Raw genomic sequence first — 17,230 nt, forward strand, 5'->3', positions numbered from 1 at the left:
ATGACCGCCTATCAACCCGATGCGCTGATCGCCGCCGATATCGACGCCTATCTCGCCACCCATGCCGCCAAGTCGATGCTGCGCTTCATCACCTGCGGCTCGGTCGATGACGGCAAGTCGACGCTGATCGGGCGGCTGCTCTATGATTCCAAGACCATCTTCGAGGATCAGCTAAGCCAGCTGGAGGCGGACAGCCGCCGGGTCGGCACGCAAGGGGCGAATATCGACTTCGCGCTGCTGGTCGACGGCCTCGCCGCCGAGCGCGAGCAGGGCATCACGATCGACGTCGCCTACCGCTTCTTCGCGACGGAAAAGCGCAAGTTCATCGTCGCCGACACGCCAGGCCACGAGCAGTATACCCGCAACATGGTGACTGGCGCCTCGACCGCCGACCTGGCGGTGATCCTGATCGACGCGCGCAAAGGCGTGCTGACCCAGACGCGGCGGCACAGCTATCTGGCGCATCTGGTCGGCATCAAGGAGATCGTGCTGGCGGTCAACAAGATGGATCTGGTCGGCAACGACCAGTCGGTCTTCGACGCAATCGTCGCCGATTATGCCGCCTTTGCGCGCGGCATCGGGATCGAGCGTTTCACCGCCATCCCGCTGTCGGGGCTGACCGGCGCGAACGTCACCACGCTTTCGCCCGACATGCCCTGGTATGACGGCCCGGCGCTGCTGCCGCATCTGGAGACGGTGGCGATCGACGGCGACCGCGCGGTCGCGGCGTCGTTCCGTATGCCGGTGCAATGGGTCAACCGGCCCGATCTCGACTTTCGCGGCTTTGCCGGGCTGATCGCCAGCGGCCGGGTGTCGGTCGGCGACCGGGTGCGGATCGCGCCGTCGGGCCGGACGACCAGCATCGCGCGGATCGTCACTTATGACGGCGACCGGGATCAGGCGATCGCGGGTGAGGCGGTGACCCTGGTGCTGGCCGAGGAAGTCGACTGCTCGCGCGGCGACGTGATCGCGGCGGCCGAGGACCCGCCCGAGGTCGCCGACCAGTTCGTCGCCACCATCGTCTGGATGGCCGATGCGCCGCTGGTGCCGGGGCGCAGCTATTCGCTCAAGCTCGGCACACAGCTGGTCGGCGCGACGGTTCAGCCGCCGCGTCATGTGGTGGACGTCAACAGCCAGGAGGAACGCCCCGCCGATACGCTGGCGCTCAACGATATCGGTCTGGCGGAAGTCTATGCCGACCGCCCGATCGTGTTCGAGCCCTATCAGAAAGGCAGCGCGCTGGGCGGTTTCATCCTGATCGACCGCGCGACCAATGCGACGGTCGCGGCGGGGATGATCGACCATGCGCTGCGCCGCGCGCAGAACGTCCACTGGCAGTCGACCGTCATCACCCGCGAGGCGCATGCCCGGCAAAAGGGACAGTCGCCGCGCGTGCTGTGGTTCACCGGCCTGTCGGGGTCGGGCAAGTCGACCATCGCCAATCTGGTCGAGCAGAAGCTGCACGCCATGGGCCGCCACAGCTTCCTGCTGGACGGCGACAATATCCGCCACGGGCTGAACCGCGACCTGGACTTCTCCGAAGCCGGGCGGGTCGAGAATATCCGCCGCGTGGGCGAGGTCGCCAGGCTGATGGCCGATGCGGGCCTGATCGTGCTGACCGCCTTCATCTCGCCCTTCAAGGCCGAGCGCGACATGGTTCGCGCGCTGTTGCCCGAAGGGGAATTCGTCGAAATCTTCGTCGACACGCCGCTGGCCGTCGCCGAGGAGCGCGACGTCAAGGGCCTTTATGCCAAGGCGCGCGCGGGTGAGATCGCCGAGTTCACCGGCATCTCCAGCCCCTATGAAGCGCCCGAACGGCCGGAGATCCGCGTCGACACGACGAAGGAGACGGCGGAACAGGCCGCCTCGCGGATCGTGGAGCATGTGCTGGGCGTCTGGAGCTACGACCTGTGACCGATGCCGAACTCGCACGGGCCATCGCCGTCGAGGCGGGGGCGCTGCTCCGCGACCTGCAAGCGAGCGGGCTGGAAGGCGCGGCGCTGGGTGCCAGGGGGGATCGCGACGCCAACACGCTGATCCTCGACCGGCTGCGTGCCGCACGGCCGGACGATTTCATCCTGTCCGAAGAGTCGCTCGACGATCGCGCCCGGTGCGCGGCCAGCCGGGTGTGGATCGTCGACCCGCTCGACGGCACGCGCGAATATGCCGAGGGGTCGGACGAGTGGGCGGTGCATATCGGCCTCGCCATCGACGGTCGTCCGGCGCTCGGCGCGGTGGCCGTCCCGGCGCGGGGGCAGGTGTTCGCGACCGACGACCTCCCCCCGGTCCATCCCCCCTGTCCGGCGGGCCTGCGCGTCGTCGTCAGCCGCAGCCGTGCGCCCGACATCGCGCGCTGCGTCGGCGACCGGCTGGGTGCGACGCTGATCCCGATGGGGTCGGCGGGCGCCAAGGCGATGGCGGTGGTCGAGGGGCGCGCGGACGTCTATCTGCATGACGGCGGCCAATATGAATGGGACAATTGCGCCCCCGCCGCCGTTGCCCTGGCCGCCGGGCTTCATGCCTCGCGCATCGACGGCAGTCCACTCGTCTATAATTGCGTGAATCCCCTGCTGCCCGATCTGTTGATCTGTCGCCAGGAGGTCGCCGCGCAGGTGCTGGACGCGATCGCGCGCGGATAGCGCGCGACCTGGCCCACCCATCCCGTCCCGGCAGGCGACCACGACTGTTACAGGTAACCTTGTAACGTCACATCGGCTGGTCCATGGGGAATATATGCCGCCTGCCCCCCTTGCCCCTTCCGTTTCGCGGTCCGCCCGATGACGTTCATTCCCCTAGCCTTCGGTCTTGCGGCGATGGTGGCGACGCTGGCGGGCGGATTGCTGGCGCTGCGTCTCCAGCATCGGATCGGGCTGGTCCTGGGCGTGACCGCCGGGATCGTGCTGGGCGTCGCGCTGTTCGACCTGATTCCCGAGGCGCTGGGGCTCGCCGAGGGGCGCTGGCCGGTACGCGGGCTGATGCTGTTCTCGGCCGCCGGGCTGGGGGGCTATATGCTGCTCGACCGGCTATTGGCGGGCATCCCGCGCGCTGCCGAATCCTGGCGCGGGCATCTGGGCCCCGCCATGCTCTGCCTGCACAGCCTGATGGACGGGCTGGGCATCGGGCTGGCGTTTCAGATCGATACGGCGGCGGGATGGATGATCGCGCTGGCCGTGCTGACCCATGACGTGGCGGACGGCGTGAACACCGTCAGCCTGAGCCTCGCCGCCCGTTCCGAAGCGGCGGCGCGGCGCTGGTTGCTGGTCAACGGGCTGGCGCCGATGCTGGGCGTGGTGCTGGGGTTGGCCATCGCGATCCCGAGCGGGATGCTCGCGCCGCTGATGGCGCTGTTCGCCGGGGCCTTCCTCTATATCGGCGCGTGCGAGCTGGTGCCGCGCAGCCGGGCGCTCGATCCCCGGCTCTGGACCAGCATGGCGACGCTGGCGGGCATGGCCCTGATGCTGGGCGTCACGCATTTCGCCCATTGAGGCGGGACCGCCGCCGGATCGCGAGGAGCCGGCGGCGATACCCAAAATGTCAGGCGGGCTGAACCGCTTCCGCCGCCGCGTTGGCGCCGCCTTCGGCCAGGCCGGTCAGCTTCTCGTCGGTCGCCTTTTCCTCGGCCAGCGTCTCGTCCAGAATCGCCGCGCAGTCGCTGCGCCCCAGCTGCCGCGCCCAGGCGACCAACGTGCCGTAACGGGCGATCTCATAATGCTCGACCGCCTGCGCCGCCGCGATAAGGGCCGCGTCCAGCACCTGCTTGTCGGCGACCTCGCCCGCGACCTCATTGGCCTCCTTGATGATGCCGTCGATCGCCGGGCAGGTGACCGCCTTGGCGGTCGTCCCGTGCATCTCGAACACCTGTTCCAGCCGCCGGATCTGCCCCTCGGTCTCGCGCAGATGCTGCTCGAAGCCCGCCTTCAACTGCGGGTCGGTCGCCTTCTCGATCATCTTGGGCAGCGCCTTGGTGATCTGATGCTCGGCATAATAGATATCCTGCAACTGGTGGACGAACAGATCGTCCAGCGTCGCGATGTCCTTGCTGAATAGGCCCATGGTCCGTCTCCTTCGTGATGGTCAGCGGTCGGCCGAGCCGGGCTCGGCGATCTTGCGATGGGCTTCGGCCAGCACCGATTGCGGGACGACGCCTGCTGCGGCGACCTGCGCCTTGTTCAGCAGCCCGGCGGTGATGTGCCCCCGTCCCGCCTTCATCGCGTCCCAGCCGGTGCGCGCGACCTGGGCGGGGTCGTCCTTGTCCATGGACCCGACGCGGGTGTCGAGCATGTCGGCGCGCGCGAAGAATTCGGTGTCGGTCGGTCCGGGCATCAGCGTGGTCAGCGTGACGCCCTTCTGCTCCTTCAATTCGTTGCGCAGCGCCTCGGTGAAATTGTCGATGAACGCCTTGGTCGCATTGTAGATCGCGTTGAACGGGCCGGGGATGAAGCCGACGATCGACCCGGTGACCAGCACCTTGCCCTCGCCATGCCGGACCATGCCGGTCAGCACCCGCTGGAGCAGATGGACGGTGCCGGTGACGTTGGTGTCGATCGATCGCCGCCAGTCCTCCACCGGCTGGTCGAGGAACGCGCCGCCCTTGCTGTTGCCCGCATTGGCGCACAGCACGTCGATCCGCCGCCCGTCCGCCGCCGCCAGCAGCGTGTCGACGCCCTCCAGCGTGGACAGGTCGGCCTCGACCGCCTGTACCTTGGTGCCGAGCGCGGCCAGATCGGCGGCGGCGGTGTGGATCGCCGGTTCGTCCGCGACGATCAGCAGGTCATAGCCGTCCCGCGCCGCGCACGCCGCCAGATGATAGCCGATGCCCGAAGAGGCGCCGGTCACGATTGCGAATGTCTCTGCCATGTCGGACCTCCTTATTGACCGGGCTTCAGCACGATCTTGGTCACTTCGTTCTGCTTGTCGTGAAACATGCGATAGCCCTCGGGCGCCTGTTCCAGCGGAAGCCGGTGCGAGATCAGGAAGGTCGTATCGATCTTCCCCTCCATGATCGCGTCGAGCAGGCCCGGCAGGTAATGCTGGACATGCGTCTGCCCGGTCTTGAGCGTCAGCCCCTTCTGCATCACGGCCCCCAGCGGGAATTTGTCGACAAAGCCGCCATAGACGGCGGGCATCGACACCCGGCCGCCCTTGCGCACCGCCAGGATCGCCTGGCGGATGGCGTGGATGCGATCGGTGCCCAGGAAGGTCGATGCCTTGATCTGGTCGATGGCATTGTCGACGAACAGGCCGTGCGCCTCCAGCCCGACCGAGTCGATCACCGCATCGGGGCCGATCCCGCCGGTCATCACCATCAGCGCGTCATAGGTCGCGCTTTCCTCGAAATTGATCGTCTCGGCGCCGAACTGGCGGGCGAGCTCCAGCCGGTGCGGGAAATGGTCGATCGCGATCACCCGCTCCGCGCCCATCAGGAACGCCGACTGGACCGCAAACAGGCCGACCGGGCCGCAGCCCCAGACCGCGACCGTGTCGCCCGGCTCGATCTGGGCATTCTCGGCCGCCATCCAGCCGGTGGGCAGGATGTCCGACAGGAACAGCACCTTCTCGTCGTCCACCCCGTCGGGGATGACGATGGGGCCGGTATCGCTGAACGGCACGCGGACATATTCTGCCTGTCCACCCGCATAGCCGCCGGTCATGTGGCTGTATCCGAACAGCCCGGCCATCGGATGGCCATAGATTTCGCGCGCGATATCCTGATTGTCGGCGGGCAGCCCGTTCTCGCACCCCGAATATTGATGCTTGCCGCAATGATAGCAGGCGCCGCAGGCGATGGTGAACGGCACCACCACCTTCTGCCCCTTTTTCAGCGTCGAGGCGGAGCCGGTCTCGACCACCTCGCCCATGAACTCATGGCCCAATATGTCGCCCGACTTCATCGTCGGGATATAGCCGTCATAAAGGTGCAGGTCCGATCCGCAGATAGCGGTGGCCGTCACCCTGATGATCGCGTCGCGCGGGTTGACGATGCCGGGGTCGTCGACATTGTCGATGCGGACGTCATGCTTGCCGTGCCAGGTCAGCGCCTTCATGCACCCTGCTCCTCGAACTGCTTGGGGTTCATCGCGTTGGTCGCGACCTCGCCGGTTTCCATCAGCTGCTTGAAGCGGGCGAGGTCGCGGCGGAGCTGGATATTGGGTTCGCGCTGGAACAGCTTGGCGACCAGCTTGCCGATGACCCCGGCGGGCGGGTCATAGAGGATCGTCGCGGTCACGACGGTGCCGCGCGCGCCCGCGTCGCGAAAGGTGATACGCCCCGAATTGGCGACATCGGCCCCCTCGGCGGAGGCCCAGGCGATCAGCCGGCCCTCCTCTTCCTCGGTCACGATCGCATCCCATTCGACGGTCGTCCCGCCGGGCGCCTTGACCACCCAGTGCGAGCGCGTGGCATCGATCCTGTCGATCCGTTCGACATTCTCCATCACGCTCGCCAGATTGGGGAAGTCGCGCCACCAGGCGAACAGCTCGCCCGCCGGGCGGTTGATCGTGGTCGCGCACGCAGTCAGGCTGTCGCCGCGATCCGCGATCGCCTCATGGGTCGCGATCCGGACCGCGGCGTCCGTGTCCTTCGCCGTCGAAAGCGGCGCGTCGTCATAGGGTCTGTCGGCGCTATCCGGCATAAGCCTCTCCTCGTTCCGAGCCCGGACAGCGTCGGGTGAGGCGGCTTGTTCCGTGATTTACATCGGTTTTACAGTATCTTGATAAGCATCAATCATCCATGTGGGTGATTGATCGGTTTCCGCGACCGATGGCGGGCGGCTCAGTCGGCCATGACCCGGATCTGCGCCCGCCCGACCTTGCGCGCCAGTTGCCGGGGATCGGGGATAGTCATCGACCGCGACGACCAGATCAGGTCGCCCGCGCGCCGGGCCGCCTGGAGCATCCGGTTGACATGCACCGCGGTCAGCCCCAGCGCATCGGCCAGGGTTTCCTGCGTGATCGGCAGCTCGAAGCTGCGGCCATGGCTCAGGTCGCTCAGCGCCAGCCGCTCGTGCAGCTCCAGCATCAGGTCGCCGATCCGCTCCATCGCGTTCATCCGCCCCAGCCGCGCGATCTGCGCCAGCAGATACGCCTCGTCCAGCGCATGTCCCACCGCATAGGCCTGGTCCAGCGCGGGCGAGACGCCCCAGTCGGGCGGCACGCAGCTCGTCACCTCGGTCAGCGAGATGACCGTGGTCGGCGCGACCGCACGGGCATGATGATAGAGGCCGACCACATCGCCCGGCAGGACGAAGTTGAGGAACTGCCGCCGCCCGTCGAGCAGGATGCGCACCCGCGCGGCCCAGCCGGACAGGATCAGGTGCGGCGTCACGATGTCGCGCCCCTCGACCAGCAATTCGCGGCGCGGCCGGAAGACGGTCGGACGGCCCATCGCCTCCATCAGCGCGGCGACGGCGGCCTGGTCGAGCGTCGCCAGCCGCGACAGACGCTGGAGCGCGGGGGGCGAACTGCCGAGTGGTCGGCTGAGACTCAGGCTCATGGGATATATCCCCATGGCGAACGGGCCGAGGCGGGCATCCGGTCTCGCGATGCGTCGTCGCCCGGCACCTCATATCGATCATAGGAACGGCAGATCTTCATCGCAGGCTATCCTCTTCGGGCCGCCGACCATCGGCCATGCGGCGAGGGCGATGACGCGAAACACGTCACCGGGGAAAAGATCGTGTCGGATCCGACGCGGCGATCGCATCGACCATGTCATCCGTCGTCGGTGCGCCCTCCCGAACTTGCACACCGTGTCGGATGCCGCAGCGGCGATTTCCGTTCACATTGTGTACGAACAACAATCCGCCGGGCTCCATAATTCAAATCAATATCCAGATTATTTCGTGCGTTAGCGCGAAAAACAGGGCGAGCCGAGCTTGCATGCCGCCCATTTGGCATGGTGTTGGCGCGGGATCGGCGCCGGGCGGCATGGCGGTCGCGATCGCGCGGCCGGGACCGCGCGATTTGGGTCATGGCGCATTCCCTTTCGGCGCGACGGCCCTATGGTGCGCGCCTTTTCCTCAAGAGGTCCTACAGATGCGTTTCGCCCAACTGACCCGCCAGCCCGACGATCCCCTGTTGCGGATCATCGGCCAGCACGCCGCCGATCCCCGCAGCGACAAGATCGACCTGGGCGTCGGCGTCTTCCGCGACGAGGCGGGGCGGACTCCGGTGATGACCGCGGTCAAGGCGGCGGAGGCGCGGCTGCTGTCCGGACAGTCGACCAAATCCTATCTGGGGCCGGAGGGCGATGTCGGCTTCGTCCGGGCGCTGGCCGAGCTGGTGCTGGGCCAGGTCGTGCCCGCCGACCGCCGGGTCGGATTGCAGACGCCGGGCGGCACCGGGGCCCTGCGCCTCGCCGCCGAGCTGCTGGCGCGCGCGGGCGTGCCGCGCATCTGGATCGGCAGCCCGAGCTGGGCCAACCATGCCCCGCTGTTCAAGCAGGCGGGGGTCGAGCCCGCCCTGATCCCCTGCTACGACCTGACCGGCCAGCATTTCGACCTGGACGGCTTCCTCGCCGGTCTGGGCGGCGCGGCGCAGGGCGATGCGGTGCTGCTGCACGGCTGTTGCCACAATCCGATCGGGATCGATCCCGATGCGCAGGGCTGGGCCGCGATCGCGCAGCATGTCGCCGACCATGCGCTGCTGCCGGTGGTCGATCTCGCCTATCAGGGGCTGGGCGACGGGTTCGATATCGACGCGGCGGGCGCGCGCACGATCCTGTCGGCGGTGCCGGAAGCGCTGCTCGCCTATTCCTGCGACAAGAATTTCGGGCTGTATCGCGAGCGGACCGGCGCGCTGTTCGCGCTGTCGCCCGATGCCGATACGGGTGCGGTCGTGCTGTCCAACCTGCTGGCGCTGGCGCGCGCCAACTGGTCGATGCCGCCCGACCACGGCGCGGCGATCGTCCGCATCATCCTGGAGGACGCCGCCCTGACCCGCGAATGGCGCGACGAGCTGGAGACGATGCGCCAGCGGCTGGCCAGCCTGCGCGCCGCCCTGGCGGCGGGCGGGCGGATCGGCGCGATCGATCTGGCGGCGGTCGCCCATGGCAAAGGCATGTTCGCCACCCTGCCCCTCTCCCCCAGCCAGGTCGCCTGGCTGCGCGATCGGCACGGCATCTACATGGCCGGATCGGGGCGGATCAACATCGCCGGGTTCAGCACCGCCGCGATCGCGCGCTTCCACGACGCGCTGCGCGATATGGTCGCGAACGGGGTCGCCTGATCCCGTGGCTCCCGCCGTTCGCTTGGGGCGGCGGGAGCCCCTTGGCCTTCGGCTTCGCTCAGGCTGAACGAAGGTTGGGGATGGGACCTGCTACAACACCCCGTTCAGCCTGAGCGCTGCGCGATATGGTCGCGAACGAGGTCGCCTGATCCAGCGGCTCCCGCCGTTCGCTTGGGGCGGCGGAGTCCCTTGGCCTTCGACTTCGCTCAGGCTGAACGGGGCGTCGTATGGCACTTTGGCCCAAACCTCCGTTCAGCCTGAGCGAAGTCGAAGGCCACGCGAACCCGCAAAAAAGGGGCGCATCCGACTGTTCGGACGCGCCCCTTTCCATGCGGGAGGCGGACCGGATCACCCGGCCCACCCCACCTTACTTGCCCGAGTGGACGAAGCGGTTGACGATATTCTCGATCCGCTCCTGACGGCCCGAACGGGGCTTGGGATCGATCGCCTTCTGCTCGGCGAGATCGGCGATCCCGGCCAGGTCGAGGCTGCCGACCTGCTGGCCGAACTCGCCGGTCCAGCCCGCATAGCGCTCGGTCTTGATCGCATCCAGGCGGCCGTCCTCGATCAGCGCGGCGGCGTTGAGCAGGCCCTTGGCCACCACGTCGATGCCGCCGACATGGCCATGGAACAGGTCGACCGCGTCCATCGACTGGCGGCGCACCTTGGCGTCGAAATTGAAGCCGCCGGTGGTGAAGCCGCCCGCCCGGATGATCTCGATCATCGCCAGCGTCAGCTCCTCGACCGAGTTGGGGAACTGGTCGGTATCCCAGCCATTCTGGTGGTCGCCGCGATTGGCGTCGATCGAGCCGAAGATGCCCAGCGCGCCCGCCGTCGCGATCTCATGCTCGAAGGTATGGCCTGCCAGCGTGGCGTGGTTCGCCTCGATATTGACCTTCACTTCGTTTTCCAGGCCATAGGCCTTGAGGAAGCCGTACACGGTCGCGGTGTCGAAATCATACTGGTGCTTGGTCGGCTCGTGCGGCTTCGGTTCGATCAGGATGGTGCCGGTGAAGCCGATCTTGTGCTTGTGCTCGACCACCAGGCTCAGGAAGCGGCCCAGATTGTCCAGCTCGCGCTTCATGTCGGTGTTGTGCAGCGTCTCATAGCCTTCGCGACCGCCCCACAGCACATAGTTGGCCCCGCCCAGACGGTGCGTCGCTTCCAGCGCGTCGCGGACCTGCATCGCGCCGAACGCATAGACTTCCGGATCGGGATTGGTCGCGCCACCGGCGGCGAAGCGCGGATGGCTGAACAGGTTCGCGGTGCCCCAGAGCAGCTTGCGGCCCGACGAGGCCTGCAGCTTCTCCAGATGATCGACCGCTTCGGCAAAGTAACGGCGATGCTCGGCAACGCCCTGCGCATCGGCCATCACGTCGACATCGTGGAAGCAGTAATAGGGCACGTCCAGCTTCGAGAAGAAGTCGAACGCCACTTCGCGCTTCTGCGCGGCCGCCGCGCTGTCGTTCGCGCCCGCATGCCAGGGGCGGTTGAAGGTGCCGCCGCCGAACACGTCCGAACCCGGCCAGCAGAAGGTGTGCCAGAAGCAGGCGGCGAAGCGCAGATGCTCCTCCATCGTCTTGCCCAGCACGACGCGGTTCTTGTCGTAGAAGCGATAGGCCAGCTCATTGTCGCTGTCCGGGCCTTCGTAACGAATCGTGGGGATGTCGGCGAAGAAATCGGTAGCCATTTAGAAGCTCCTCGGGGTGATACGGGAATAGCTGTCGCGGAAACGCGCGATCTTGGGGGCGAAACGCTCGGCGAGCGCCGCGTCGGGCGCGATGCTGTGGCTGACGGGCGGGGGCGCGCAGACCTCCTCCGGCGAGCCGCCATCGACCGCCAGCTGGGTGAGCCGTGCCGCCCCCAGTGCCGGGCCGACCTCGCCGCCCTTCAGATAGACGAGCTCGACATTCAGCGCGGCGGCCAAGGTCTGGCCCCAATAGGAGGAGCGCGCGCCCCCGCCGATGACCGACAGCTGCGTCAGCTCGGTCCCGGCGTCGCGCAGCACCGACAGGCCGTCGGCCAGCGCAAAGGCCACGCCCTCCAGCACCGCCTGCGCCAGCCGCTCCGGCGTGGTGTCATGGTCGAGGCCCAGGAACGCGCCGCGCACCTCGGCATCGTTATGCGGCGTCCGCTCGCCCGACAGATAGGGCAGGAAGATTTCCGGGCCGCTCGCCGGGCCGACGCTTTCGGCGCGGGCGAACAGCTCGGCCGCCCCCGCCGCGCCGGTCAGCCGCGCGACCCAGTCGATACAGGCCGCCGCCGACAGGTGCACCGACATCTGGTGCCAGAGGTCCGGCAGACAATGGCAAAAGGCATGGACGGCACCGGCCGGATTGGGGCGGAAATCCTTCGTCGCGGCGAAGATCACCCCCGACGTGCCCAGCGATAGCAGCGCATCGCCATCCTTGACCACGCCGACGCCGACCGCTCCGGCGGCATTGTCGCCACCGCCGCCCGCGACCGGCACCCGGTCCAGCCCCCAGGCCTCCGCCACCTCGGCGCGCAGGCGGCCGGTCTGCGCCGTCCCCTCGACCGCCTGCGGCATCTGCTCGCGGGTCAGCCCGGTCGCGGCGAGGATGTCGTCGCTCCATTCGCGCGCGGCGACGTCGAGCCACAGCGTGCCCGCCGCATCCGACACGTCGGACGCCTTCTCGCCGGTCATCCGCAGCCGGACATAATCCTTGGGCAGCAGGACGGTCCGGATCTTCGCGAACGTTTCCGGCTCGTGATGCGCGACCCAGAGCAGCTTGGGCGCGGTGAAGCCCGGCATCGCCAGATTGCCCGCGACCCGGTGAAGTTCGGGTGCCTTCGCCTCTAGCTCGGCGCATTCGGCATGGCTGCGGCCGTCATTCCACAGGATGCCCGGACGCAGCACCTGATCGTCCGCGCCCAGCAACGTCGCGCCGTGCATCTGCCCGGCCAGACCGATGCCGCGCACCGATCGGCGCACCGCTGGGTCGATGGCGCGGACCGCCGCCGTCGTCGCCTGCCACCAAGCCTCCGGGTCCTGTTCGGACCAGAGCGGGTGAGGCCGCTGCACGGTCAGCGCGGCGGTCCCCTGCCCCACCACCGCGCCATGTTCGTCCAGCACGACGGCCTTGACGCCCGAGGTGCCGATATCGATGCCCAGAAACATGGCGCGGTCCTTACTTCACGAACGGATCGATGGTCGGGATCGTGCCGTCCGGGTTGAACCTCAGCTCGGTCATCTTGACGTTGCGCAGGTGGTTCTTCCCCGACAGCTGGGTGTCGGCGTAGAACAGCCACCACTTCCCCTTCCACTCGACGATCGAATGATGGGTGGTCCAGCCCTGCACCGGGCTCAGGATATGGCCCTTATAGGTGAAGGGGCCATAGGGGCTGGTCCCGATCGCATAGTTCAGGAAATGCGTGTCGCCGGTCGAATAGGTGTAATAATATTTGCCGTCGCGCTTGAAGACCCAGGACGCCTCGAAGAAGCGGCGGTCATGGTCGCCGCCCAGCACCGGCTTGCCCTGTTCGTCGAGGATCACGACGTCGCGCGGGGTCTCGGCGAAGGTCTTCATGTCGGGGTTCAGCTTGGCGATCTTGCCAGAGATGGCGGGCTGATCGTCCTGCTTCAGGTCGGTGTCGCTGCCGTTCGGATCATATTTGCCGTCCTTCCAGCGCTGGAGCTGCCCGCCCCAGATGCCGCCGAAATACATATACGCCGTGCCGTTCGTATCCTGGAAGACGGCGGGGTCCATCGAGTAGCTGCCGGGGATCGCCTCGGGCTCGGCCTTGAAGGGGCCCATGGGGTTCTTCGAAGTGGCGACGCCGATACGGAACGCGCCCAGGCCGTTCTTGTCCTTGGTCTTATCCCGCGCCGGGAAATAGAGATAATAGGTGCCGTCCTTATAGGCGGCATCGGGCGCCCACATCTGCTGCGAGGCCCAGGGCACGTCCTTCACGTCGAGCGCGACGGGGCCGACGGTGACGGGGCCGCCCGGCTCGTCCATGCGCAGCACGCGATAGTCGCGCATCGCGTACTGGTTGCCGAGATCGTCGTCCTTGGTCTCGGTGGGGATGTCGTGGCTGGGATAGATATACATCTTGCCGTCGCCCCAGACATGGGCGGACGGATCGGCGGTGAAGATGTCGCGGACCAGCGGCTGCGACAGATAATGGCGGCCGTCGGGCGCGGTCGGGTTGGTGTCGTTGGACGTCACGGCGGTTTCCTGCGCCGTGTTCCCGGCATCGGTCGACGTTCCGCAGGCCGTCGTGCAAAGACCCAGCACGGCCACGCTGGCCATCATCAAGCGCTTCATCGCTTACCTCTCCCTTTCGCTCCATCTTCGGAGCTTTCGAGTAACGATAGCGCTATCAAGCGGAAGGATGCAAGGTCGGTTCATCGTTTTCCAGTGGCGACCCGACGTGGCCGTCGGCTTCGCTCGGGCGGTCTGACATTCGGGACCAGGCCACCCGCTCCACCCCGCTTGACAACACCCCGTCCCGCATAGTTGGTAACGATACCCGATACGGTGAACGAACAGACCGACACGCCCATGTCGGCGCAATTTCCAGGACAGAGGATGACCGCATGGCCCTTCGCCTTTCGCAGCCGCGCTGGCTGATCGCCGCCGGACTGGCGCTGCTTCCGCTCCACGCCGCGCCCGCCCAGATGGCCACCCAGGCCCCCGCCGTGGTGCCGGGCGCGAAGCCCGTCACGATCGAGCGGATCAAGGTCCATTCGCCCGCGATCGAAGGCAATCTGGAGGGCAACAGCCCCGACCGCGACGTCATCGTGGTGCTGCCGCCCGACTATGCTCGGGACAAGGCGCGCCGCTATCCGGTGGTCTATGCGCTGCACGGCTATTCGATCGGCGCGGACCAGTGGACGAAGGAGATCCATGTCCCCTCCTCGATCGAGGGCGCGTTCGCGCGCGGCGTGCCGCCGATGATCCTGGTCTTTCCCGACAGCCGGACGATGCACAACGGGTCGATGTACTCCTCGTCGCAGACGGTGGGCGATTTCGAGCGTTTCGTCAGCCACGACCTGATCGCCGCGATCGACGCGCGCTATCGCACCATCGCCCGCCGCGAAGCCCGTGGCCTGGTCGGCCATTCGATGGGCGGATATGGCACGTCGCGGATCGGGATGAAGCATGCCGATATGTACGGCGCCATCTATATGATGAGCCCCTGCTGCCTGTCGCCGCGCATGATGGCGCGGCCCGAGGGGACCGACGAGACGCTGCTGACCGGCCTGGCCTCTCCGAAGGAATCGGAAAAGCTGAACTGGGGCCAGCGCGCGATGCTCGCCGCCTCGGCCGCCTGGTCCCCCGATCCGAAAAACCCGCCGCTCTATCTCGACCTGCCGGTCAAGGACGGCAAGGTGCGCGACGACGTGATGGCCAAGTGGCTCGCCAACACGCCGCTGGCCTTTGTCGACCAGTATATTACGCCGTTGCGCAGCTATCGCGCGATCGCGCTGGATGTCGGCTCGCAGGACGGGTTGAAGGCGGATGCGCAGGCGCTGCACGACACGCTCGACCGCTATGGCATCGCGCATCGGTTCGAGATTTACGAGGGCGATCACGTCAACCGGATCGGCGTTCGTTTCCAGGACAAGGTGCTGCCCTTCTTCGGAGAGATGTTGACGGCCAAGGGCGGCCGGTGATGCGCCCGTCGCGGCGCGGGGTCCTGCACGGGCTGACCGCCGGCGCGGTTTCGGGCTCGCTGGCGGGGCCGGTGGGCGCCCGTCCGGCGGCCCCGCCCGACCCGACGCATACCCTTTGGTATCGCCAGCCCGCCAAGGCCTGGACCGAGGCGCTGCCGGTCGGCAACGGGCGGCTGGGGGCGATGGTCTTTGGCGGCGTGGCGCGCGAGCGGTTGCAGCTCAACGAGGATTCGCTGTGGAGCGGCGGCCCCTATGACCCGGTCAACCCAGCCGCCCGCGCCGCCCTGCCCCAAGTCCGCCGCCTGATCGCGGCGGGGCAGTGGAAGGAGGCGCAGGCCCTGGCCGACAAGGCGCTGCTAGGCACTCCGCGCACCCAGATGCCCTATCAGCCGCTGGGCGACCTGACGCTCAGCTGGCCGGGGCTGAGCGATGCCGAAGCGACCGGCTATCAGCGGCAACTCGATCTCGACACCGCGACCGCGACGACGCGCTTCTCGGTGGGCGGGGTGGAGCATCGGCGGACTGTCTTCGCCTCGCCGGTCGATCAGTTGCTGATGGTGCGGATCGAGGCGGATCGCCCCTTTGACCTCGACATCGCGCTGACCTCGCCGCAACCCGATGCGCGGGTCGAGGCGGCGGACATGCGGCTGACGCTGACCGGACGCAATGCCGATCATGCGGGGGTGAAGGCGGTGCTGCGCTTTGCGGCCCGGCTCCAGGCCCGGACCGTCGGCGGCCGGGTGACGGTGTCGGGCAACCGGCTGGCGGTGCGCGGCGCGCGTGCGGTGACCCTGCGGGTCGCGATGGCGACCAGCTATCGGCGGTTCGACGACCATGGCGGCGATCCGGTCGCGCTGACCACCGCCACTCTCCGCAAGGCCGCCGCCCGCACGGACGATCGGATCGCCGCCGACGCGGTGGCCGAGCATCGCCGCCTCTATGCGCGCGTCCGCCTCGACCTCGGCACCAGCCCGCAGGGTTCGCGACCGACCGACGAGCGGGTCCGCGCCGACCGCGCGGTGGATGACCCGGCGCTGGCGACCCTGTATTTCAACTATGGCCGCTATCTGCTGATCGCCTGTTCGCGCCCCGGCGGACAGGCGGCCAATCTGCAAGGGCTGTGGAACGAGAGCACGAACCCGCCCTGGGGTTCCAAATACACGGTCAACATCAACACCGAGATGAACTACTGGCCTGCCCAGCCGACGGGGCTGGGCGAATGCGTCGCGCCGCTGGTCGCCATGATCCGCGACCTGGCCGTCATGGGCGAGCGGACCGCGCGCGAGATGTATGGCGCGCGTGGCTGGGTCTGTCACCACAACACCGATCTGTGGCGTGCGACCGCCCCGATCGACGGCGCCCCCTGGGGCATGTGGCCGACCGGCGGCGCCTGGCTGTGCATCCATTTGTGGGAGCATTACGATTATGGCCGCGACCGGGCCTTCCTCGCCTCGGTCTATCCGCTGATGCGCGGGGCAGCGCTGTTCTTCCTCGACACGCTCCAGACCGACGCCCGGACCGGGCGGCTCGTCACCAGCCCTTCGCTGTCGCCCGAGAACGAACATGCGCCCGGCGTCTCGATCTGCGCGGGGCCGGCGATGGATCAGCAGATCCTGCGCGACCTGTTCGATCAGGTGGCCCGCGCCGCCGCGATCCTGAATACCGACGCCGCCTTCGCCCGGCAGGTTCGCGAGGCGCGCGCCCGCCTCGCCCCCGATCGGATCGGGCGCGATGGCCAGTTGCAGGAATGGCAGGAGGATTGGGACGGCCGCGCCCCCGATCCGCACCACCGCCATGTCTCCCACCTCTATGCGCTGTTCCCCAGCGACCAGATCACCCCCGACCGCACGCCCGCGCTCGCCAGCGCGGCCCGCCGATCGCTGGAGATACGCGGCGACCAGTCGACCGGCTGGGCCACCGCCTGGCGTGCGAACCTCTGGGCGCGGCTGCACGATGGCGAGCATGCGCACCGGATCATCGCCTATCTGCTGGGGCCGCAGCGCACCTATCCCAATCTGTTCGACTCGCACCCGCCCTTTCAGATCGACGGCAATTTCGGCGGCACGCGGGCGATGGTCGAGATGCTGATGCAGAGCCGCGAGGACGAGATCCTGCTGCTCCCCGCCCTCCCCCGCGCCTGGCACAGCGGATCGGTCGCCGGGCTGCGCGCCCGCGGGCGGACGCGGGTCGATCTGGTCTGGCGCGAGGGTCGGCTGGTTTCGGCGACGCTGACCGGCGATCTGGCGGGCAAGCGGACCGTGCGGCTGGGCGGACGCCGGGCCGAGGTGACGCTCGTCCCCGGCCGCCCCGTGCGCCTCGACGGCGCCGATCTGGCCTGACCGTCTTTCGAGGACTTAAATTCCCC

The 17,230-nt window shown here is 67.9% G+C and carries 14 protein-coding genes; 6 read left to right on the forward strand and 8 right to left on the reverse strand.

Annotated features, from left to right (window positions below; all coding sequences use genetic code 11):
• The 3 genes from cysN (at position 1) to ABIC44_RS01785 (ending at position 3,485) form a co-directional block, all read left to right on the forward strand.
• Positions 1 to 1,914, forward strand: a complete 1,914-nt coding sequence (gene cysN, locus ABIC44_RS01775; RefSeq protein WP_354293265.1) for a sulfate adenylyltransferase subunit CysN — start codon at positions 1 to 3, stop codon at positions 1,912 to 1,914.
• Complete coding sequence (locus tag ABIC44_RS01780; protein ID WP_354293266.1) at positions 1,911 to 2,639, forward strand: 3'(2'),5'-bisphosphate nucleotidase CysQ; 729 nt, start codon at positions 1,911 to 1,913, stop codon at positions 2,637 to 2,639. Before cysN ends, ABIC44_RS01780 begins: the two co-directional genes overlap by 4 nt.
• A gap of 138 nt (positions 2,640 to 2,777) precedes the next feature.
• On the forward strand, positions 2,778 to 3,485 hold the full coding sequence (locus tag ABIC44_RS01785; RefSeq protein WP_354293267.1) for a ZIP family metal transporter: 708 nt from the start codon (positions 2,778 to 2,780) through the stop codon (positions 3,483 to 3,485).
• Between the two features lie 49 nt (positions 3,486 to 3,534).
• On the opposite strand, the gene ABIC44_RS01790 is transcribed toward ABIC44_RS01785, so the two are convergent.
• The 5 genes from ABIC44_RS01790 to ABIC44_RS01810 form a co-directional block, all read right to left on the reverse strand.
• Positions 3,535 to 4,053 (reverse strand): YciE/YciF ferroxidase family protein, encoded by a 519-nt coding sequence (locus ABIC44_RS01790; RefSeq protein ID WP_309696014.1) that lies wholly within the window; start codon positions 4,051 to 4,053, stop codon positions 3,535 to 3,537.
• Between the two features lie 21 nt (positions 4,054 to 4,074).
• On the reverse strand, positions 4,075 to 4,857 hold the full coding sequence (locus tag ABIC44_RS01795; protein ID WP_309702153.1) for an SDR family NAD(P)-dependent oxidoreductase: 783 nt from the start codon (positions 4,855 to 4,857) through the stop codon (positions 4,075 to 4,077).
• Positions 4,858 to 4,868: 11 nt separating this feature from the next.
• Positions 4,869 to 6,044 carry a zinc-dependent alcohol dehydrogenase gene (locus ABIC44_RS01800; RefSeq protein WP_307099367.1) on the reverse strand — a complete coding sequence of 392 codons (1,176 nt, stop codon included), beginning with the start codon at positions 6,042 to 6,044 and terminating at the stop codon, positions 4,869 to 4,871.
• Complete coding sequence (locus tag ABIC44_RS01805) at positions 6,041 to 6,631, reverse strand: SRPBCC family protein (protein ID WP_309696020.1); 591 nt, start codon at positions 6,629 to 6,631, stop codon at positions 6,041 to 6,043. The genes ABIC44_RS01800 and ABIC44_RS01805 overlap by 4 nt, the downstream gene beginning before the upstream one ends.
• 140 nt (positions 6,632 to 6,771) lie before the next feature.
• Entirely contained in the window at positions 6,772 to 7,491 is a 720-nt protein-coding gene (locus tag ABIC44_RS01810; RefSeq protein WP_354293269.1) for a Crp/Fnr family transcriptional regulator, read from the reverse strand.
• A gap of 542 nt (positions 7,492 to 8,033) precedes the next feature.
• Between ABIC44_RS01810 and ABIC44_RS01815 the strand changes: the two genes are divergently transcribed.
• Positions 8,034 to 9,224: an aromatic amino acid transaminase gene (locus tag ABIC44_RS01815; RefSeq protein ID WP_354293271.1), complete on the forward strand. Its 1,191-nt coding sequence runs from the start codon at positions 8,034 to 8,036 to the stop codon at positions 9,222 to 9,224.
• Positions 9,225 to 9,591: 367 nt separating this feature from the next.
• Here ABIC44_RS01815 and xylA read toward each other — a convergent pair whose 3' ends face one another.
• From xylA to ABIC44_RS01830, 3 genes are read right to left on the reverse strand one after another with little or no spacing between them, the layout of a single operon-like run.
• Complete coding sequence (gene xylA, locus ABIC44_RS01820; protein WP_354293273.1) at positions 9,592 to 10,914, reverse strand: xylose isomerase; 1,323 nt, start codon at positions 10,912 to 10,914, stop codon at positions 9,592 to 9,594.
• Positions 10,915 to 12,363, reverse strand: a complete 1,449-nt coding sequence (gene xylB / locus ABIC44_RS01825; RefSeq protein WP_354293275.1) for a xylulokinase — start codon at positions 12,361 to 12,363, stop codon at positions 10,915 to 10,917.
• A 10-nt stretch (positions 12,364 to 12,373) separates the two neighbouring features.
• Positions 12,374 to 13,513, reverse strand: coding sequence for a glycoside hydrolase family 43 protein (locus tag ABIC44_RS01830; RefSeq protein WP_354293276.1), 1,140 nt, complete (start codon positions 13,511 to 13,513; stop codon positions 12,374 to 12,376).
• A 272-nt stretch (positions 13,514 to 13,785) separates the two neighbouring features.
• Here ABIC44_RS01830 and ABIC44_RS01835 point away from each other — a divergent pair, with 272 nt between their 5' ends.
• On the forward strand, positions 13,786 to 14,865 hold the full coding sequence (locus ABIC44_RS01835; protein ID WP_354293278.1) for an alpha/beta hydrolase: 1,080 nt from the start codon (positions 13,786 to 13,788) through the stop codon (positions 14,863 to 14,865).
• Positions 14,865 to 17,204, forward strand: a complete 2,340-nt coding sequence (locus tag ABIC44_RS01840; protein ID WP_354293379.1) for a glycoside hydrolase family 95 protein — start codon at positions 14,865 to 14,867, stop codon at positions 17,202 to 17,204. Before ABIC44_RS01835 ends, ABIC44_RS01840 begins: the two co-directional genes overlap by 1 nt.
• Positions 17,205 to 17,230 lie beyond the last annotated feature (26 nt).

Origin of the sequence: Sphingomonas sp. 1185 (assembly GCF_040544655.1) — a bacterium.
Taxonomy (GTDB): Bacteria; Pseudomonadota; Alphaproteobacteria; order Sphingomonadales; family Sphingomonadaceae; genus Sphingomonas.

Bases quoted from the DNA above. Each gene is read 5' to 3' on its own strand.
- ABIC44_RS01830 (WP_354293276.1), bottom strand. From the start codon at position 13,513: ATGAAGCGCTTGATGATGGCCAGCGTGGCCGTGCTGGGTCTTTGCACG.
- ABIC44_RS01810 (WP_354293269.1), bottom strand. From the start codon at position 7,491: ATGAGCCTGAGTCTCAGCCGACCACTCGGCAGTTCGCCCCCCGCGCTC.
- ABIC44_RS01815 (WP_354293271.1), top strand. From the start codon at position 8,034: ATGCGTTTCGCCCAACTGACCCGCCAGCCCGACGATCCCCTGTTGCGG.
- ABIC44_RS01785 (WP_354293267.1), top strand. From the start codon at position 2,778: ATGACGTTCATTCCCCTAGCCTTCGGTCTTGCGGCGATGGTGGCGACG.
- ABIC44_RS01795 (WP_309702153.1), bottom strand. From the start codon at position 4,857: ATGGCAGAGACATTCGCAATCGTGACCGGCGCCTCTTCGGGCATCGGC.
- ABIC44_RS01840 (WP_354293379.1), top strand. From the start codon at position 14,865: ATGCGCCCGTCGCGGCGCGGGGTCCTGCACGGGCTGACCGCCGGCGCG.
- cysN (WP_354293265.1), top strand. From the start codon at position 1: ATGACCGCCTATCAACCCGATGCGCTGATCGCCGCCGATATCGACGCC.
- ABIC44_RS01835 (WP_354293278.1), top strand. From the start codon at position 13,786: ATGGCCCTTCGCCTTTCGCAGCCGCGCTGGCTGATCGCCGCCGGACTG.
- xylA (WP_354293273.1), bottom strand. From the start codon at position 10,914: ATGGCTACCGATTTCTTCGCCGACATCCCCACGATTCGTTACGAAGGC.
- ABIC44_RS01805 (WP_309696020.1), bottom strand. From the start codon at position 6,631: ATGCCGGATAGCGCCGACAGACCCTATGACGACGCGCCGCTTTCGACG.
- ABIC44_RS01800 (WP_307099367.1), bottom strand. From the start codon at position 6,044: ATGAAGGCGCTGACCTGGCACGGCAAGCATGACGTCCGCATCGACAAT.
- ABIC44_RS01790 (WP_309696014.1), bottom strand. From the start codon at position 4,053: ATGGGCCTATTCAGCAAGGACATCGCGACGCTGGACGATCTGTTCGTC.
- xylB (WP_354293275.1), bottom strand. From the start codon at position 12,363: ATGTTTCTGGGCATCGATATCGGCACCTCGGGCGTCAAGGCCGTCGTG.